The 17821-nt window shown below is 56.0% G+C and carries 15 protein-coding genes and 2 pseudogenes; 8 read left to right on the top strand and 9 right to left on the bottom strand.

Going from position 1 to position 17821, the window contains the following annotated elements; translation table 11 throughout:
- The 8 genes and pseudogenes from ACR0JA_RS16995 to ACR0JA_RS16960 all read right to left on the bottom strand — a co-directional run bounded on the left by ACR0JA_RS16995 (position 1) and on the right by ACR0JA_RS16960 (position 10037).
- Entirely contained in the window at positions 1–1449 is a 1449-nt protein-coding gene (locus tag ACR0JA_RS16995; RefSeq protein ID WP_480577488.1) for a biotin carboxylase, read from the bottom strand.
- A 22-nt stretch (positions 1450–1471) separates the two neighbouring features.
- Positions 1472–4204, bottom strand: coding sequence for an aminotransferase class I/II-fold pyridoxal phosphate-dependent enzyme (locus tag ACR0JA_RS16990; RefSeq protein ID WP_480577485.1), 2733 nt, complete (start codon positions 4202–4204; stop codon positions 1472–1474).
- 42 nt (positions 4205–4246) lie between these two features.
- Positions 4247–5215: a carbon-nitrogen hydrolase family protein gene (locus ACR0JA_RS16985; RefSeq protein WP_480577482.1), complete on the bottom strand. Its 969-nt coding sequence runs from the start codon at positions 5213–5215 to the stop codon at positions 4247–4249.
- Between the two features lie 113 nt (positions 5216–5328).
- Complete coding sequence (locus ACR0JA_RS16980) at positions 5329–5679, bottom strand: hypothetical protein (RefSeq protein ID WP_480577479.1); 351 nt, start codon at positions 5677–5679, stop codon at positions 5329–5331.
- Positions 5680–5749: 70 nt separating this feature from the next.
- Positions 5750–6271 carry a VOC family protein gene (locus tag ACR0JA_RS16975; protein ID WP_480577476.1) on the bottom strand — a complete coding sequence of 174 codons (522 nt, stop codon included), beginning with the start codon at positions 6269–6271 and terminating at the stop codon, positions 5750–5752.
- Positions 6272–6452: 181 nt separating this feature from the next.
- Positions 6453–6692: pseudogene (locus ACR0JA_RS16970) on the bottom strand (IS6 family transposase); the annotation flags it as partial.
- A gap of 140 nt (positions 6693–6832) precedes the next feature.
- The gene (locus ACR0JA_RS16965; RefSeq protein WP_480577834.1) at positions 6833–8755 is read right to left on the bottom strand and encodes a PhoX family protein; all 1923 of its coding nucleotides are present in this window, start codon (positions 8753–8755) and stop codon (positions 6833–6835) included.
- A gap of 575 nt (positions 8756–9330) precedes the next feature.
- A pseudogene (locus ACR0JA_RS16960) lies at positions 9331–10037 on the bottom strand (IS6 family transposase).
- A gap of 480 nt (positions 10038–10517) precedes the next feature.
- On the opposite strand from ACR0JA_RS16960, the gene ACR0JA_RS16955 reads away from it, so the two are divergent.
- From ACR0JA_RS16955 to ACR0JA_RS16925, 7 genes are all read left to right on the top strand, one after another.
- Positions 10518–11537, top strand: a complete 1020-nt coding sequence (locus tag ACR0JA_RS16955) for an IS110 family RNA-guided transposase (RefSeq protein ID WP_480577473.1) — start codon at positions 10518–10520, stop codon at positions 11535–11537.
- 733 nt (positions 11538–12270) lie between these two features.
- Positions 12271–12891, top strand: a complete 621-nt coding sequence (locus tag ACR0JA_RS16950) for a glutathione S-transferase family protein (RefSeq protein WP_480577470.1) — start codon at positions 12271–12273, stop codon at positions 12889–12891.
- 36 nt (positions 12892–12927) lie between these two features.
- Positions 12928–13596, top strand: coding sequence for a cupin domain-containing protein (locus ACR0JA_RS16945; protein ID WP_480577467.1), 669 nt, complete (start codon positions 12928–12930; stop codon positions 13594–13596).
- 3 nt (positions 13597–13599) lie between these two features.
- Positions 13600–14283, top strand: a complete 684-nt coding sequence (locus ACR0JA_RS16940) for an SDR family NAD(P)-dependent oxidoreductase (protein WP_480577464.1) — start codon at positions 13600–13602, stop codon at positions 14281–14283.
- Positions 14284–14286: 3 nt separating this feature from the next.
- The gene (locus tag ACR0JA_RS16935) at positions 14287–15348 is read left to right on the top strand and encodes a flavin monoamine oxidase family protein (RefSeq protein WP_480577462.1); all 1062 of its coding nucleotides are present in this window, start codon (positions 14287–14289) and stop codon (positions 15346–15348) included.
- A gap of 6 nt (positions 15349–15354) precedes the next feature.
- Positions 15355–15918 carry a TetR/AcrR family transcriptional regulator gene (locus ACR0JA_RS16930; RefSeq protein ID WP_480577459.1) on the top strand — a complete coding sequence of 188 codons (564 nt, stop codon included), beginning with the start codon at positions 15355–15357 and terminating at the stop codon, positions 15916–15918.
- Positions 15919–15981: 63 nt separating this feature from the next.
- Entirely contained in the window at positions 15982–16839 is an 858-nt protein-coding gene (locus ACR0JA_RS16925; RefSeq protein ID WP_480577456.1) for an SDR family oxidoreductase, read from the top strand.
- A gap of 4 nt (positions 16840–16843) precedes the next feature.
- Here the strand turns inward: ACR0JA_RS16925 and ACR0JA_RS16920 are convergent, their stop codons facing one another.
- On the bottom strand, positions 16844–17038 hold the full coding sequence (locus ACR0JA_RS16920) for a CGNR zinc finger domain-containing protein (RefSeq protein ID WP_480577453.1): 195 nt from the start codon (positions 17036–17038) through the stop codon (positions 16844–16846).
- A gap of 38 nt (positions 17039–17076) precedes the next feature.
- Here ACR0JA_RS16920 and ACR0JA_RS16915 point away from each other — a divergent pair, with 38 nt between their 5' ends.
- On the top strand, positions 17077–17442 hold the full coding sequence (locus ACR0JA_RS16915; protein ID WP_480577450.1) for a hypothetical protein: 366 nt from the start codon (positions 17077–17079) through the stop codon (positions 17440–17442).
- Positions 17443–17821: the final 379 nt, after the last annotated feature.

Below are 17821 nucleotides of genomic sequence, written 5' to 3'. Positions count from 1 at the left end.
CTACATAATTTTGAAAGCGGGGTCTTCCATCGGCTGCGCGGCGGGCAGCGGTTCGGCGGCATAAGCCGAGGTGATGCCGTGAATCCACTTTTTCGACTTGTCCGTCAACTTGAAACCTTTGGTCATCGACCGCCCGCGCGTCACGAGGATGCCCAGATCAGCGCCTTCATAACGGTAATCCCCGACGTTCGATATGCGCAGGAAGAAGGCTTCATTATCGCCCACCGCGCGGCGGTGATAGTCGAAGCGGTCGAACACCACCCGGCCATCTTCCAGCATTTTGTAGATGCCCGATTGTGGGGCCTGCGTGATCCGGTCGACACTGTCATCGGTGTATTTGATCACCATCTGCGACCAACTGTCGATCATGTCCGGATCCGCCCAGCGCGCATTGAGTTCCTCGACATCGAGCTCAAAGGGTTTCTTTGAGAACTCCAACAGATGGAACAGAAACAGCGGTGCATCTGCATGGGCAAAGGCCGCGTGGTTGGTCATCGAACTGGCGCCGGTGATACGGGGGTTCAACTCACCCAACCACAGCTCATCCGTTTTCTTGTCGATCAGAAAGTCGAGCTCAAAGTACCCGCGATAGCCTGATTTGCGCAGTTCTTCCCCGAACTGGAAGGTCAATTGCCGCGCCTGTTCGCGGGCCTTGGGCGGGAAAGCGGTCGAAAAAATCTCGTTCCCGCACCAGCCGCCGCGATAAGGGGTGAGTTCGTTGAAGCCCACAAGCTCAGTCATCAGCGGGCCGACGATTGTGCCTTCCGAGGTGGCACAGGCTTCGATCGCTGCCCCGCGACAGTCGATCCGCTTCATGATCTTGATCTCGCCTTCGCCGACGATTTCGTCTTTATGCTTGTTGAAATCTGCCTCGGACTTGATGAAAAACGTCGTGTGGCCGCTGTCACCAAAGGCGGATTGCAGAACCAGATCGTTCCCCAACCCGGCCTTGTCACAGATCTTTTTCAGGTGATCATAGCTTTTGACCACGCTCAATGTGTTGGGCACCGAGGGCACACCCGCCTTGTTGCCGATGCGGACGGTTTCGATCTTATTGTCGCATTTGGTGCGCAGCTTGGCTTTGGGGAACCACAGCTGACCGCCTAGTTCCTTGACTAGTTTTTCAGTGGTTTCATCGAACATCAGGAAGACGAACTTGGGCTTGCCGCCGCGCCGTTTGACCAGATCAATGACTTCTTTGTGCTGTAGCAGATAGTTGTTGATGTCCTCGATGGATTGAAATTCGTCATGCGGCATTTCAGAAGGTACGAAAACGTTCGGATGTCGCCCGTCAAAGCAATCCATGTAGCAAATGTAGGTGAAGTTCATCACCCACTCATCCAGCCCCAACAGGTTGAAATTGGTCGCCGATACAAAATAGATCGGGTCTTTATTGGTGTGGAAATACCGGCGAATTTCCGAGATGTTTTTAAGCACCTTCTTTGGCATGATAGTTGTCCTCCCTGACCTCTTAGGGGTTCTTGATTGATTTCAAAGCGTCTTCGGTAAAAATGCGCAGGCCCAAATCGGCGCGGAATCCGTGGATTTCCGAGACGTCCAGTTCCTGCATGAATTTTAGGATTTCGGGGCTGATCACCTGCCCCGGCACCAGAATCGGAAAGCCCGGCGGATAGGGGATCACGAAGGTGGCTGAGACCATTTCTTCCCCTGCCTCCAGCCGGTCCAGCATCTCTTTGTCCGGCTCTACATAATCGCAATTGTCTTCGTCGTAAGACAGGAAGAAGGCGGTGCGTATGTCCCCCGCCTCAGTACCTTTTTCGCAGCGGAACGCATCGTGGAACCGGCTGAAATCTGGCAGCGGTGGGACGTGTTCGCTCAGGTTCCTGACGCGCTTTTCAAAGGCTCGCTTTTCCATCTTGGACGCATCGTCCATCAGATCGTCCAGTTCCTTGGCGATCTCGACCAGCACTTCGATCAGATAGGCGACCGAGCTGCGCGTGGTGCCGATATTGGTCATGAACAGCACGGTATTGCGCGAGGTCTTGTTGATCTGGATGCCGTATTTATCCATCAGGATCTTGGTCTTGAACGTATCGCCGTCCCAGCCCGTCGCGCCCACATGCAGGGTGATGCGTGTGGCATCCAGAACAAACTCGTCCTTGGCCCAGCAATCCCAAACATCTGCCCAACCCTGATCGGGATCGAAATAGCTGGTCATGCCGCTTTCGCGATATTCCTCAGGGATCATGTCGCCTGCGGTGACCAGCCGGAAGTATTTCTTGAGCAATGGATGCGTCGTCACCGCCCGCCGGATCGCCATAGCACTTTCGACCTGCCGCTGGACAAACTCATATCCTTCGATCTCGACCTGCCGGCGGCCCACGTCCAGCGATGCAATGATCTGGTAGTTGGGCGAGGTCGAGGTATGGGTCATGTAAGCCTCGTGAAAGGCTTCTTCGACCGCGCCTTTGAATTGCTGGTCGTTGACATGGATCATCGAGCCCTGCCTCAGCGCGGTCAGCGTTTTGTGCGTCGATTGCGTGGCATAGACCCGCACCCGCGCATCCGGCGGCGCGATCAGGCGGGTGTTCAGCAGGGTTTCGTCATCCGCGCCCTCCAGTTCGGCCTGCTGCGCGGCGTAAGCTTCTGCATGTTCGGGGGTGCGGAACCGTTCGCGCAGCAGGTTGGCCGAACGCATCGCTGTACGCACACGCGTGTTGGGCGCGAAACGGGCATAGCCGAACCAGGCTTCATCCCACAGGAACACAAGGTCTTTCTTGATCGCCAAACATTCCTGCATCACACGCTGGACGTTGTAGACGATGCCGTCGAAGGTGCAGTTGGTCAGCAGCACCATCCGGACCTGATCGAGCTTGCCCTCGGCCTTCAGTGTCAGCAGTTTGTGCTTGATCTCACGGATCGGCACCGCGCCATACATCGAGTAATCATGGAGCGGATAGCTGTCCATATAGACCACGCTCGCGCCTGCCAGAACCATGCCGTAATGGTGCGATTTGTGGCAGTCGCGGTCGACCAGCACGATGTCACCTGGTCGCACCAATGCCTGCACCACGATTTTGTTGCAGGTCGAGGTGCCATTGGTTGCAAAGAATGTCTGTTTTGACCCGAACGCCCGCGCGGCGGCCTCTTGCGCCTCTTTGATCGGGCCACGGGGTTCCAACAGGGAATCCAGACCGCCCGACGTGGCCGAGGTTTCGGCCATAAAGATGTTCGAGCCGTAAAACGCGCCCATGTCCTGAATCCAATGGCTGCGGCTGATCGATTTGCCGCGGCTGATCGGCATGGCGTGGAATACGCCCGTCGGCTGTTTGGAGTATTCCTTGAGTGCCGTGAAAAACGGCGTCTTGTACCTGCGCTGTACCCCGCGCAGAATGTTTAGATGCAGCTCCAGGAAATCTTCCTGATTATAGAACACTCGTCGGCACAGGCCCAGATCAAGCCCCGCAATATCCTCGGCAGATCTATCGGTGATCAGGTAGGCATCCAACTCTGGCCGCAGCATACCTATTCGGCGGCAGGTTTCGGGACCGTATTCCGAAGGTGAAAGCGCGTCGAGATCGGCGCCTTCGCCATATAGGCTGATATAGCGGCCCAACACATTGGTTTCGTTCTTGGATTTGAGACTCAGACCGGGGCGCACGATCACGGCCTGCACATTCTGGTTAAACAGAACTCCGATCAGCGCGTCCTCGACGCTAGACACCACGACGGTCTCATAGATGAACGGGTCTTCGCTGCGGCGCATCCGCTGCAGGCTGGTTTGCAGGAAGCGTTCCTGATGTTCGTTGACGTTGTCGACGATCATCACTTCGAAATAGGGCCGCCCCAGCGCGCGCGCCTCGTGGCTTTGGGCTGCTTCATCCTCGAACTCATCACCTTCTGCCTCATCCGCGATCAGAGGGATCGAGCGGCGGCGATACGCGCCCGAGGTCAACGCTCGCGACACCCGGCGCACGGCGGTTGAGAAATCGCCAAAATTGCCATGGTCCAGCAACCGGCGCAGATAATCGAATGCAGAACCGCCCGGAAACGCAAAATATACTTCGATCGGGGCCAGCGCCTGCAACAATTGCCGCGCCCGGTCCCGATCTTTTTCGCTACCGCCCTGATCCAGAGATTCGGCCGTTTCCCGTAGCGCGCTCCATCGGTCGGCCCTCAATTGCGAGGCGCTGTAGTAATCCGAGATGGTGTGGAGCTTTTCGCTATCGGAAATGCCGTGCATGAAATTTATCCTTTCTGCCGATACCGAAAAGCTGCCCCGGTATCAGTCTGTGCCAGAGCGCCCTTTGTAGAGATAGAGATTGTCGGGCTTGGTCGCGGCGTCTTCGGTATATCCCAGCGCCGTTCTGGGGTCGGATGCAGCGACGCCCGCAGCGTCGCCTTTCTGCGGTATGCGCAGCGGACCCAACGTGTGCAGATAGGCGTCCGCCCCGCTGGTGCGATCATAAACCGGAAACTCCGCCTCGCGGTCGCGGAAGCTTTTGAGAACCTGCCCCAGACCTTTCAGCCCGACCTCGCGCTGTCGGCGCACCTGATCCAGATCGATCTCGATCGGGAAGATATCTTCTTGCCCTGCAGACTGGTGCAACACGGTGGCCGACGGATCAACGACCAGCGAGCGGCCCACGCCCCCGGCGGCCAAACCGTTCACGTCAAACACATAACATTGGAACTGCGCAGCGGTGGCCTTGGCAATCGACAGCTCGGCCTCACGGTCGGTTGTGCCGGTCAGGACCGGGTGTAGCAGAACCTCGACCCCCTGGCTGGTCAGGTGGCGGGTAGTTTCGGGGAACCAGATGTCATAGCAGATCGACAGACCAAACCGACCCACATCCGGCACGTCGAAGATGCAGAATTCCGTGCCAGAGGCAATGCCCTGCTCATAAGGTTTGAACGGGAACATCTTGGAATATTTCGAGACAATCTCACCGTCAGGATTGATCACCACCGAGGTGTTGAAAATCCGCCCGTCTTCGCGCTTTTCGAACATCGAGCCGGGGATCAGCCAGATCCCATAACGCCGAGCAGCATCCTGAAAGCGCGACAGATCATCATTGGGAAAAGGCTGCGCAAACCGGTCGAGTGGACCATGCGGCGCCAGTTCGCTGAACAGCGCCATCTGGGTCCAGGGGAACCGGGCCATCATGATGTCGATCCGATGCAACATCGCGTCGACATTCGACTGCAACGCTCCAACATGCATCTGAATTCCGGTTATCGCAAAAGGGGTCATTTCTTGTTTCTTCTCATTTTCTTGCCGATTGCGAACGCCGCTTTGATCTGGCGTTCTTCATCGGAACACAAAACCGTGTGGTCACGCAAGCCCACCGTTTGCAGGCAGTTGATTTATCCGGTCTCTTCCTCTGTTGCTTCCTCTCCGAGAGGCTCCACAAAATCGATGTCGTTTCGGACCCAGAAAAAACGGAAGCCGCAATTGCGCAGCCATTTTTCCAAACGGTCCAGACTTGACCATTCCCGCCGCAGCCCGCGCGTGGACTCGACCAAAGCCCATTGGCCATCGACCAAAAAGTATACCGTCCAGGTGTTAGGGTGCGCCGACTGATTGGCAAAGCCGCCGCTGACCACCTCACGCGCCGTGCGCACGGCGACCGGATAGTCACCGATCCGGTTTTCGGCAGCTAGGATTGCCAGATCGTTCTGGCGGATCGTGAATGTGGGAAGGGGTGCGTCGCTCATAATTTGCCTGTCAAAGAACACACCCAATCCGGTGCTTCTCGACCCGTCCGTTGTTCAACTTCTGCCGGGATCACGCGGCATCGGTCAGCTCAGCCGATACGGTCGATTTGACTGCGGCTTCGGCGTCCTGATCCAGATTTGCCTGGAACAGTGCCTTGCGGCGTTCGCTGATATCCTCGGGCTTCAGGTTTTCGATCCGGGTCGCCAGTGTCCAGATATGGCCAAAGGGGTCTGCGACTGTCGCACAACGCTCTCCCCAATAGGTATCGTTTGCCTCTGCGATCAGGGTCGCGCCATTTTCCAGCGCGGTCGCCAAAGCGGCATCGGTGTCTTCGACATACATATGATGCCCAACGGGTGTGACCGCGCCCGGCACCATCGGAGCATGCGCGCTCCAACCTGCGGTGACGAACAGCATCGAGTTGCCGATCTTGATGGCGGCAAAGCCAGGTGCCTCTTCCGCATCATGAGCCTGGATCCTTGCACCAAAGGCGCTTTCATAGAACTCCAGGGCTGCGGAAACGTCAGCAACAGCAAGCGATGAAGTGCAGGTGCGATATCCGCGAGGCAAGATGGCAGGCTTCTTTTTCATTCCGGTACTCTCCGAATTGGACGGCAATCGCCCGTTGGAATGTGTGGGGACGACCCCACACTATGCGGCATACTGTGGTGTATCTCTTATTCATTTGCAACACTATGATTCATAGTGTCGAGACAACGCATGCATTCCGACGAATTCTAAACTCAGCCGGAGTTCTCTGGTCGCTTTGTAATTTCTGACGAACACGACGCTGCTGGTAACGTTGTCGGCTGATCTCGGAGGCAAACACCGGACCGAAACTGTTCTGCCAATATCGGACAGTTTCGTGGCTCACGTCGATGCCTCGCTCATACAGCAAATCTTGGACATTCAGAAGCCAGAGCGGGCAACGGATGTACAGCATCTCCGCACGGCGGATGATCTTGGGACTGCTATTGAAGTACTTGAAAGCGGCAGGTCTGGTCGTGCGCAAAAGCTACGCGACACCCCTGCCCCGCTCAAGCAAAGTTCTTCTTACAAGACGGTCCCGATATTGAAATTGGCCCTACCGAAACAGTAAGTCGGAGCAAAGGCACGGCTAGAAGTTTACTCGCGCCTTTGCAAGTCCTGCGATTAGCCGATGGCCGCTCCATCGTCTCGACGGACAGCGACGATTGCGCTTCGCGGCGTCTTGCCTTCACCATCCGGCCAGCTTGAATCTCCTCGCTCGCCGGGATGCTGAACGCCCACAAAGACCGTTCTGCGATCTGCAGACCAAGCGATGCCTGTGATTTCGGCCTCTTTTGGACCGACAAGGAAACGTCGGATTTCCCCGGTGACCGGGTCGCCGATCAGCATCTGGTTGTTGCCTTGTCCCGCAAAATCCTCCTCGTTGGAGTAGTTTCCGTCGGTCTGGATCCAAATCAACCCCTTGGTGTCGAACGACAGACCGTCAGGCGAGTTGAACATGTTGCCCTCGGTCACGTTGTGCGAGCCGCCATTGGCATCCTCATGCACAGTCGGGTTGCCCGCCATAACGAAGAGATCCCACCTGAACGCGTCGCCTGTGTGGTCACCGGCGCCCGGCCACCAGCGCACGATCTGGCCATAGTTGTTGGCCTCGCGCGGGTTGGGGCCGCCGACAGGCGTAGGATCGCCGCCAGCATTCGGTTTCAAGCCGCGGTTCTTATTGTTGGTCAATGCACAATAAACTTCGGCCTTCAGCGGATTGGCCGCGACCCACTCGGGACGATCCATCGTTGTCGCCCCGACCTCGGAAGCTGCCATACGTGTGAATATGGATATCTCGGCCTCGTCCATCCCAGTTGTCTCTGGTGTGAGCGCAAGCCACTTTCCGGTGCCATCGGCAAAAAACTTGGCTGCATAGAGCGTGCCGTTCTCCATTAGGTCGTCAGTGTTTCCGCCTTCAGCGTAGTAGCCGTTGGACACGTAACGGTAGAGGAATTCGCCACGTTCATCGTCGCCCATGTAAATCACGATCCGACCGTCGGCGTTGACGACCACTTCTGCGTTCTCGTGCTTGAAACGTCCAAGTGCCGTGCGTTTCTTCGGTACAGAGTTCGGATCATAAGGATCGACTTCGGTGACAAAGCCGTGGCGGTTGCACTCGTTGGGATCCTTGGTGACATCGAAACGATCATCGACCGTCCACCAGCCGTACCCGCGATCCTTACCGCTGACGCCATATCGCTTTTTGCCGTCGTCCTGGACATAGCCTTCCGCATCCGTGGTGCCAAAATAGCCGTTGAAGTTTTCCTCACAAGCTAAGTAAGTGCCCCAGGGCGTGCGACCGTTGCCGCAGTTGTTGAAGGTGCCAAGCACCGTTGTACCGTCCGGATCAGCGGTAGTTTTCATCAAATCATGACCGCGCGCGGGGCCGGTGATATCCATCGGCTCGTCCGGCGTGAAACGCCTGTTATAGGGTGAGTCCTTGACGATCTGCCATTTGCCGTCGACTTCCTTGATTTCCGCCGCCGTCAGACCGTGTGCATTCTTGCCCTTGTTGATGTCGTCGTCCGAGGCATACTTCCCATCCGGATTGTTGCCCCACATAACAGATCGGTTTGTGTACTCGTTGTTGACGACTAAAATCTGATGGCCGTCCTTGTCGGTAAAGAGAGACATCCCATCGTTGTTGTCGCCGAAAGCGCGGGCTTGGCTGTCAGCGGTGCCCCGCGTTGCGTGATCGAAATCGGGCACGTCCGAGAACAATGGGTCACCCCACCGGGCGGCGACATGCCAATTGTAGCCTTCGGGCACAATGATCGTGTCTTCGGTACTCGCGGCGACAGGCTGGAAGCCGAACCTATTGTCACTTGCGTGTGCCCTGATGGGTGTTAGCGCGGTGCTGGCCACTCCGAGGGTTGCAACACCGCCAAAGGCCAGAACACCACCCATGAATCCGCGCCGTGACAGAGCCTCTTCGACAATTGCGTCAAATTCACTGTTTTCCGGCTTCGGGTTAATAGCCTCGTCAAAATCGTCAAAAGATAGATCTTCCAGTTGTTCTGAAGTGTACTTTGGGTTGGTCTCCATTGTCATTTTTCCTCCCTGAAAAAATAACGCGCCCCAAGACGCGGGCGCCGAAGCCCAAACTGTGGCACTATGACTGACGCCACGTCAAGTTTCCCCATAGATAGTCTAGTGACGCCACCTTGAGCACGACTTCAGGTGGTCGCCTCTTCGTGGGATGAACGACTTTTGATTGCAGTCGCCTTAAAAGTCAGACAGGGCCTGAGCGCCAATCTTCCGCCGTGCAGGGTAGGTAGATATGGAAATGAGTCAACTATGGGCTCACAGAGGATGTTGGCCGAAATGTCGACAACGACCGCAATGCGGACTAAGCCGCTGTTGATCGTTGCGTTGCAAACGGCAATTCCCAGCCCAAACCAGACTATCTAATATAGGCTTTGCGGTTCAGAACTGTCGACAAAGCCGCCATCGGCACAATCGCAGACAATGGCGGTTAGCCCGCCCACAGCAGACATAGGTTTTTTTGACGCCATGCAGTTTGTGGGTATACGGTAGGGCAATTGCCAATACCACAATCGATGACGAGGTGCTGTCAGACGAATTCGAACCAGTCTCAGTTAGCCGCGGAAACCGCGAACCTATCCGGAACAAAGTTGACGCCACTCGCTAAGATCGGCGGCGCGGGTCAGCTTGAAGATATCGCGGCTGGTGAGCGATCTTTCCTGGTTGAAGTGGTTGTAGACAGAGGAATGGACGGAGGCGAATTTCTGTAAACTTCGCATGCGCCTGAAACGTTGCATGGCGCGTTCGCGTCTTCGAAACGGCAGGTGTGAGTTCTCGACGCGGTTGTCGAGCCACCTGCCCGTTTGCTATTTTTCGAAAGCACCCATTTCTCTAAGCGCAGCCTTGTAGGATGCGAAGCGATCCGTGACGACGGTTTCCGCTTTGCCGTGGCGTTTCATCAATTTCCTGAGGAATTTCAATGCCGCCTGCTTGTTTCGACGTTTGGTAACGATTGCTTCCAGCACTTCGCCCTCATGATCGACGGCCCGCCAGAGGTAGTATTTCTTGCCATTCACCTTCACGAATACCTCGTCCACGTGCCACTTCCATTTGGAGTACGCTCTCAATTGCTGAACACGCTTTCTTCGGATCTCTGACGCAAACATTGGACCAAACCTGTTCCACCAATATCGGACGGTTTCGTGACTCACGTCGATGCCTCGCTCGTGCAACAGATCTTCGACATCCGAAGCGAAAGCGGGAAACGGATGTACAGCATCACGGCCAAGCGGATGATCTCGGGACTGGTTTTAAAGTATTTGAAAGAGGCAGGTCTGGTCATGGGCAAAAGCTACGCAACACCCCTGCTACGCTCAACCAAAGTTCTTCTGACAAGACCTTCGAAAGCTCCTCCGAAACGAAGTACTGGTAAGAAACCAAATAAAGGCCAATGCTGGCGGCAATGGCTACCAAAATACCTACAATATACGAAGCTGATCGCATTAAATGCCCATGAACTGCGACAGCATAGGATCACAGTAGGTTTTAACCGTCCATCCCAAGAGTTCTAATTCGACATTTGGATGTTCAGGCCAAACAAGAATGACGGAGTAGTTTGAGAACGCGATGCCATGAACGAACATGCCGAAACAACTGCTTGAATTCGGCAAGCAGATTTCGGCCCAAAGCCGCCATCCATCAGAAGTCGCCGATGCTGCATTGCGGCTCGTCAAACCCGATGGGGTGGATAGCTCCTGCTCCAACCGGCGTCGCAATGCGCCATACTGCAGTTGTGTATCACTGCTAGGAAAGGAGCTACCCAATGCAAGTTACAACAGTCGGCATCGATCTGGCCAAACATGTTTTTCAAGTCCATGGGATTACTGCGGATGGCACCGTCGTTTTCAATCGAGCGATCCGGCGCGCCCAACTTGTCGCCTTCTTTGATGAACTCGAGCCATGTTTGGTGGGGATGGAAGCATGCGGGTCCAGTCATCATTGGGCACGAGAACTCTCAAAGCTGGGCCATGATGTTCGGCTGATCCCGGCCAACTACGTGAAGCCTTATGTGAAACGCGGCAAATCTGACGCGGTTGATGCTGAGGCGGTTTGCAAGGCAGTGACGCGCCCAACAATGCGGTTTGTAGCGCCGAAATCGGAAGCGCAGCAAGCGGTCCTATTTCTCCATCGTGCTCGCGATCTGATAGTCCGCCAACGGACACAGCTCAGCAATATGTTACGCAGCCTGCTGGTCGAGTTTGGCATTATCATAGCGCAGGGTACAGGAAGTGCCGTGAAGTATGCCAAGAGCCTTCTGGATGGAGACAAACCAGACCTGCCTGAAATTGCGATGGATGTTCTCAAGCAGCTGAGTCATCAATTCGTTGCCATGCATCTCCGCCTCCGTTGGTACGAGGTGCGCATGCGCCTGCATTCGAAACTGGACAAGCGCGTGATGTTGCTGCGCACGATCCCAGGAATTGGAGCCGTGACAGCATCGGCAATTGTTGCAACCGTCGGTGACGCGAAGCAGTTCAAGAACGGCAGACAGTTTGCAGCCTGGCTTGGCCTGACGCCGCTCAACCGATCCAGTGGTGGTAAGGAACGATTGGGGCGGATCACGAAGATGGGCGACCGATATATCCCGCGCCTCTTGGTGACCGGTATGACGGCGCGATTGCGGCAAATGAAGGTGAACCCCGACCGTGTCGATCCATGGGCCATAGACCTGCTCGCCCGCAAGCCTCCCCGTTTGGCGACAATCGCCATGGCCAATAAGACGGCGCGGATCGTCTGGGCTGTGCTGACCAAGAGCGAATACTACCGTCCCCACCCGATCTAAGAGAACAAGAAGGGAATACTCGAGACAGCAAGACCCTTGAAATGATGGAGTACCGTCAGCCCGCCAGCCAAGACACCCCGTCGAACGGCAAGGACACTAGTTGTCCGCAATACCCGTATGGGACTTGGTCGCGGAAACCATCAAGGCCAGCAGCCGCGTGTGCTGCGCAAACAGGCCGGACACACGTCTGCTTCTGACCAGTGCGAAATTACTTTCAAAAAATGTCTTGCTATGCGGGAGCTATCCACACAGGCCGTTCGGTGCGCTTGCGAAGTCTCGTCGGCGTCGAAGGTCAGGTGCGCGGACAAAGTTCGCTTTCGCCGCAGTGTTTATGGGCTCATCAAAGACGCTGTACAACTAATGGAACTACATTGGTGTCGGCCAGCCCTGACCCGTGCGCAGATACCTGAACATCCGCAAATCCGCACGAACAAAACCCAGTTGGAATTTGATCATCAATTGGCTGACCGACTGCGGCAAGCAGATGCTGTGGCCCGGTTCTCGAAAACTTCTGCCACGATACTATTTAGTGCCCCTACTTATGGCGCAGATACCGAATCTGTTCTTGCTGAGTTCGGTGTTACAAAGTGAACCAGCACCAAACCAAATCAGTGAGAGCATCTTAACATATTGAATTAGAACATTTGTTAAGGAGGGTAAAAAAGGGTTGTAATGCTATCTACCTATCGATAGGTAGATAGCACGAAACGCAAACCCCGACGGAGGTAATCAGATGAAGATTTATGATGTTGAAGGGTTCCCGAACCCTGCCCGTGTTCGTATTGCGCTGGCTGAAAAAGGCGTGGCAGATAAAGTTGAATTCATCCCTGTGGATGTGATGGGCGGCGAGCATCGTACGCCTGAGTTCAAAGCCAAGAACCCCGACGCCGCGGTGCCTTGTCTGGAGCTGGAAGACGGCTCTCATATTTCGCAGTGCAACGCGATTACCGAGTATATTGACGCCGAATTCGAAGGCCCCTCGCTGACTGGCGAAACCCCCAAAGAGCGTGCACAAATCTCGATGATGAACCTGCGCGCCGAAAACGGTCTGCTGAACGCAGTAGGCACTTATTTTCACCACGCTACACCTGGGCTGGGCCCCGATCTGGAAACCTATCAATGCGCCGAATGGGGCAATAAGCAGAAAGAGATCGCCGGAAACACAATGACCTACCTGGACTCGGTTCTCGCCGAAAATGAATACTTGGCCGGAAACGCATTCTCGGTGGCTGATATCACTGCCTTTGCAGGATTGGCATTCGCCGATTTTGCCAAAGTTGAAATTCCTGAAACCCTGACCAACCTGCAAGCTTGGCGCGCTAAGATGGCGGCCCGTCCATCTATCGCCACCTAAGCAAGAACTGCCATATAAGTCGAAAGGACCTCTCCCATGGAGCTCAACTCGGACTTCTCTTCGCGTGTCGTTGTTCACTCTGATCAGCTTGAGTGGCAGGCCTCGCCCATGAAGGGTGTGGACCGGCGCATGCTGGATCGAATTGGTGGCGAAGTCGCCCGCGCCACCACCATTGTGCGTTATGCGCCCGGCAGCAAGTTTTCGGCCCACACCCATACAGGCGGTGAAGAGTTCATCGTTCTGGACGGCGTCTTTCAGGATGAGCATGGCGATTTCCCGGAAGGCACTTATGTGCGCAATCCGCCCACAACCGGGCATACGCCCGGCTCGGAACCCGGCTGCACGATTTTCGTCAAACTCTGGCAGTTCGACATGGATGACCGCAATCAGTTTCGCAAAACCATGGCCGACGAACTGGCTGAACCGGTGAACGGGGTCGCCACTGCGACCCTGCACAAGGATGACCGCGAGGTTGTCACTTACAGCCATGTTGATGCAGGCACCGAGGTTACCTCGGATGCGCCAGGTGGTATCGAGCTGTTGGTGATTGGCGGATCGCTGACCTCAGGCGATGACGTTCTGAAAAAGAACGGTTGGCTACGCCTGCCCGAAGGCGAAGCGCTGTCTGCAGTTGCGGGTCCGGACGGGGCGAAGGTCTGGATGAAAACCGGCCACCTGCCCTTTGCTCAACCACCAGCGGTGTGATCTATGAATTCTGACAAACCTCTGGCGATTGTCGCCGGTGCGGGGACTGGCCTTGGCCAGTCCCTTCTCGCGCGGTTTCAGGCAGGTGGCATGACGACCATTGGTCTTGGACGTACGCAGCCGCAGGAAACGATCGCGCCGTTTCATCAGGTCGATCTGTCCGATCCGAGTGCGGTTGCGCCAGTTATTTCTGAATTGATCGCTACGCATGGCCCGCCGAAGGTCGTGGTACACAATACGGCTGAGCTGGTGATCGCGCCATTCCCCGAAACCACATTGGAGGACTACCAGAGGACGTGGACATCAATGGTGCAATCACTGGTCGTGCTGGGGCAATGTGTTTTGCAACCGATGGTGCGCGGCGGTGGTGGCGCGCTGATCGTTTCCGGGGCCACGGCGTCGCTGCGCGGTGGCCCACGGTTTTCCGCTTTTGCGTCGGCTAAGTTCGCCCTGCGCGGGCTGACACAATCGCTGGCACGTGAATATCAACAGGCTGGCGTACATGTCTCGCACGTCGTTCTGGACGGAATCATCGATACGCCGCGCTCGTGGGATTTGCACTCGCTGGATCCGTCGAAGATGATGAATCCGGACGAGATTGCCGAGGCCTACTGGCAGATCGTTCACCAACCGCAGTCCACCTGGACCCATGAGCTGGACATACGCCCGGCATCTGAGGGGTTCTGATCAGTGCAGACGCAAACTCTGATCATTGGCGCAGGTCTTTCTGGCCTCTGCCTTGCGCGACAGCTACAGGCACAAAACCATGACTACCTGCTGGTCGAAGCGCGGGGTCGTCCGGGCGGACGTATCCTGACGGAAAGGCTGGAGGGTGGGTATTTCGACATGGGTCCGGCCTGGTTCTGGCCCGGACAGCCGCGTATTGCAGCGTTGATAAAACGGCTCGGACTGGAGCGGTTCGAGCAATATTCAACAGGCGCGCTCAGCTTTGAAAACGAGATAGGCCAGGTCGAGCGCGATCGCGGGTTTGCCTCGATGCAAGGGTCTTATCGCCTGAAAGGTGGTCTGGGCGCCCTCATTGATGCGTTGGCGGCTGAGATACCGCAGAAGCGGCTTATCTTATCCGAGCCTATCGTCGGGTTAGAGAAGTCTGCGTCTGGGATCACCGCGACCACTCAAACTGGGCAAGTCATCCATGCTCGGGAAGTCGCACTGGCCCTCCCTCCTCGCGTGGCGAGCAAGATCGCGTTCTCACCTGCATTAGCAGATGAAGCTTTAGCGGCGATGACCGGGATCGCGACTTGGATGGCCGGACAGGCCAAAGCCATCGCTGTCTATGATACCCCGTTCTGGCGCACGGCCGGGCTGTCCGGTGACGTGATGAGCCGCAGGGGGCCGATGGTGGAAATACACGACGCATCCCCTGCCGAGGGCGGACCTTACGCGTTGTTCGGCTTTATCGGCTTGCCTCCCCGCGTCCGCAGCAACGAAAAACGGCTGCGGCAGGCGCTTAAAGAGCAACTGTCCCGGCTGTTCGGCGCTGAAGCCGCGGAGCCAAAGACACTCTTTGTCAAAGATTGGGCCTTCGATCCGTTTACCTCTGTCGAAGCGGATCAACAGCCGTTATACGCTCATCCGCAATACGGGCTGCCCCATGCAATGACCCGTCTGTGGGATGGTCGACTAATCTTTGGCGGGACCGAAGTTGCGCCACAGTTCGGGGGCTATATCGAAGGCGCCCTCGAGGCTGCGGACAACGCGCTGGCCCTGATCATGACGGAAAAGGTTTGAGCACGTATGACGAGTGATACCAAGACTGCCCTTCTGGATGTTGCCGAACACGCCGCACGGGCGCGCGGATTTGACGGGTTCAGCTATGCCGATCTGGCCGAGGCAGTGGGCATTCGCAAGGCGTCGATCCACTATCATTTCCCGACCAAAGCGGCGCTGTCGGCGGCTCTCATGGATCGCTATCATGAGACCCTGCAGGCAGCGTGCAACCGAATTCGGGTAGAACACAAAAGCGGGGCTGAGCAATTGCTGGCCCTGATCGCATTGTATCGCGATGCACTCAATGACGGGAAAACCCTGTGTCTCTGCGTGTCGCTGATCAGCAGCCGGGAGAGCTTGTCGGATGACGTGATCCAAAAGATCCGGAAATTCCGCGCCATGATGGTTGCCCAAATCGAAGAGATCCTGAAGCTTGGCCAAGAAAACATGTCAATCACTGGCATCACCGATCCGATCTCGGAGGCCCGCGCGATACTGGCCCTTTTGGAAGGCGCGCATCTGACCGCACGCGCAGAAGAGAATGTGAATACCTTCGATGAGGCTTTGGGCGTCTTAAAGTCCCGCTGTTGACCTTCGCCCTGACACATCGGATCGTTGCCGCAAGCAATTCATTTGATATTCGGAGCTCCCCTTATGCCCAAAGTCATTCTGATCACCGGCACGTCGACCGGCCTTGGTGTTCAAATTGCCGTGCAAGCTGCCCGAGCAGGCCATACTGTCTATGCTACGATGCGAAACCTCGCCAAGCGCGGCACTTTGGATGCGGCCGCCTCTGACGCTGGCGTCAATTTCAACGTGCTTAACTTAGACGTGCAGGACAGCGCCAGCGTAAACGCCGCAGTCGACAAGATCATCGCAAACGAGGGCCGGATCGATACACTGATCAACAATGCGGGTGCTGGATTTGTCCGCGCAACCGAACAAGCCAGAGAAGAAGACGTCGCCTGGGTCATGGATGTGAATTTCATGGGTGTCGTGCGCTGCACAAAAGCGGTGATGCCACACATGCGCGCGGCGCGCTCGGGTCACGTCATCTCAATCTCATCCGTAGGCGGCCTTGTGGGTCAGCCGTTCAACGAGATCTACTGCGCCGCAAAGTTCGCCGTTGAGGGATACACTGAGGCTCTGGCCAGCTATGTTACACCCAATTTCGGCATCCATTTCTCGACGGTTGAACCGGGCGGAATTCAATCCGAATTTGCCGCCAATGTGCTGAAACATGTCGAGGCCACGGGCGGAATGCTTGAGGATGAGTATCTGCCCATTATCCAGAAGTATATCGGCGGCGCGCAGGCGCGGATGGATGGCAGCGATATCTATCAAACCTCGGAACAAGTGGCATCAGTTGTCATGGGCGTGGTTGACGCCTCAGACCCGCCGATCCGCATCCGCACTTCAAACTGGGGTGAGGCGTTTACACGCCTGAAAACCGAAGCTGACCCGGATGGCAAAAAGCAACAGGCATCCGTGATTGAGCAGTTCTTAAGCTGAGAGCCTATTCGTGCGATGTTGCTCGCAATGTGGCAGCCTTGCTTCGGTCGCCGCCGGTTTCCATGCTGCGCGACCGGCGACGTCCGCTTTTTGAGATGTCGCGGAACACCAGCACGCATCGATCATTCGCGCATTCCCTGATCCCTTTCGGATCAGTTTCTGTCAGCAAAGTCGCAAAGCTTTGCGCGGCCAACGCCATGAACGCCTTATACGCGGCCGATTGTTCTGCAAGACAGCATGACGCGGGAGGAGTTCAAAGCCATTGGCATTCCAATGTCAGACAACACCTACAACTACTACGGCAAGGATGGCGTTGCTGGCCCCGGAAAGGTGAAGAACTTTACCGCCGAGCACATCGGTGATCAGCCCATGCAATCGCTGATTTACATTGCCGAGCACTACGCAGATAAGATCACGCAACCGACGATGGTGATCTACGGGACAAGCGCGGCAACGGCGATCTGTTCAACGAACTTCATTTATCGGCTGACGAACGACCCAGATGTTCGTGCTTTCGATGAGTTCAGCCACGTTGATTTCTACTGGAAGCCGGAAGCCGTGAAAGCGTCATGTGACGCTGACGCTGAATTCTTCAATCAGTGATCCCTCAGGGCAGAGGCTACAGACTGGCCTCTGCCAAATCACTACCGATAAGCAGACATCGGTATTCGGTGTAGCATTTGGTGGATTTGGGCTCACAGCAGTCATTCGATGACCTTGGCGTGAACGGCTGCTAAGCGGATTACCAGATGGTTACTTAGCCATAAGCCTGTGCCTCAACTTCAGTGCTACGCACGTCAACCGTTTATTGATACCGCGCAGCTTATTCCTGACAACTTTCGCATCTTTGTGCATGATGAAAACTAGGCAGACTGTTTTTGTCTTCCGGGAGGTGCTGTCAGACGAATTCGAACCAGTCTCAGTGTGCCGCGGGAACCGCGAACCTATCCGGAACAAAGTTGACGCCACTCGGCGAGAGCGG

Source organism: Ruegeria sp. AM4, assembly GCF_056540665.1.
The sequence above is the reverse complement of the archived record's forward strand: the minus strand, read 5'-3'. Positions and strand labels throughout refer to the sequence as shown.

Bases quoted from the DNA above. Each gene is read 5' to 3' on its own strand.
- ACR0JA_RS16915 (WP_480577450.1), top strand. From the start codon at position 17,077: ATGACGCGGGAGGAGTTCAAAGCCATTGGCATTCCAATGTCAGACAAC.
- ACR0JA_RS16930 (WP_480577459.1), top strand. From the start codon at position 15,355: ATGACGAGTGATACCAAGACTGCCCTTCTGGATGTTGCCGAACACGCC.
- ACR0JA_RS16955 (WP_480577473.1), top strand. From the start codon at position 10,518: ATGCAAGTTACAACAGTCGGCATCGATCTGGCCAAACATGTTTTTCAA.
- ACR0JA_RS16940 (WP_480577464.1), top strand. From the start codon at position 13,600: ATGAATTCTGACAAACCTCTGGCGATTGTCGCCGGTGCGGGGACTGGC.
- ACR0JA_RS16995 (WP_480577488.1), bottom strand. From the start codon at position 1,449: ATGCCAAAGAAGGTGCTTAAAAACATCTCGGAAATTCGCCGGTATTTC.
- ACR0JA_RS16920 (WP_480577453.1), bottom strand. From the start codon at position 17,038: ATGGCGTTGGCCGCGCAAAGCTTTGCGACTTTGCTGACAGAAACTGAT.
- ACR0JA_RS16975 (WP_480577476.1), bottom strand. From the start codon at position 6,271: ATGAAAAAGAAGCCTGCCATCTTGCCTCGCGGATATCGCACCTGCACT.
- ACR0JA_RS16965 (WP_480577834.1), bottom strand. From the start codon at position 8,755: ATGGAGACCAACCCAAAGTACACTTCAGAACAACTGGAAGATCTATCT.
- ACR0JA_RS16950 (WP_480577470.1), top strand. From the start codon at position 12,271: ATGAAGATTTATGATGTTGAAGGGTTCCCGAACCCTGCCCGTGTTCGT.
- ACR0JA_RS16980 (WP_480577479.1), bottom strand. From the start codon at position 5,679: ATGAGCGACGCACCCCTTCCCACATTCACGATCCGCCAGAACGATCTG.
- ACR0JA_RS16945 (WP_480577467.1), top strand. From the start codon at position 12,928: ATGGAGCTCAACTCGGACTTCTCTTCGCGTGTCGTTGTTCACTCTGAT.
- ACR0JA_RS16985 (WP_480577482.1), bottom strand. From the start codon at position 5,215: ATGACCCCTTTTGCGATAACCGGAATTCAGATGCATGTTGGAGCGTTG.
- ACR0JA_RS16925 (WP_480577456.1), top strand. From the start codon at position 15,982: ATGCCCAAAGTCATTCTGATCACCGGCACGTCGACCGGCCTTGGTGTT.
- ACR0JA_RS16990 (WP_480577485.1), bottom strand. From the start codon at position 4,204: ATGCACGGCATTTCCGATAGCGAAAAGCTCCACACCATCTCGGATTAC.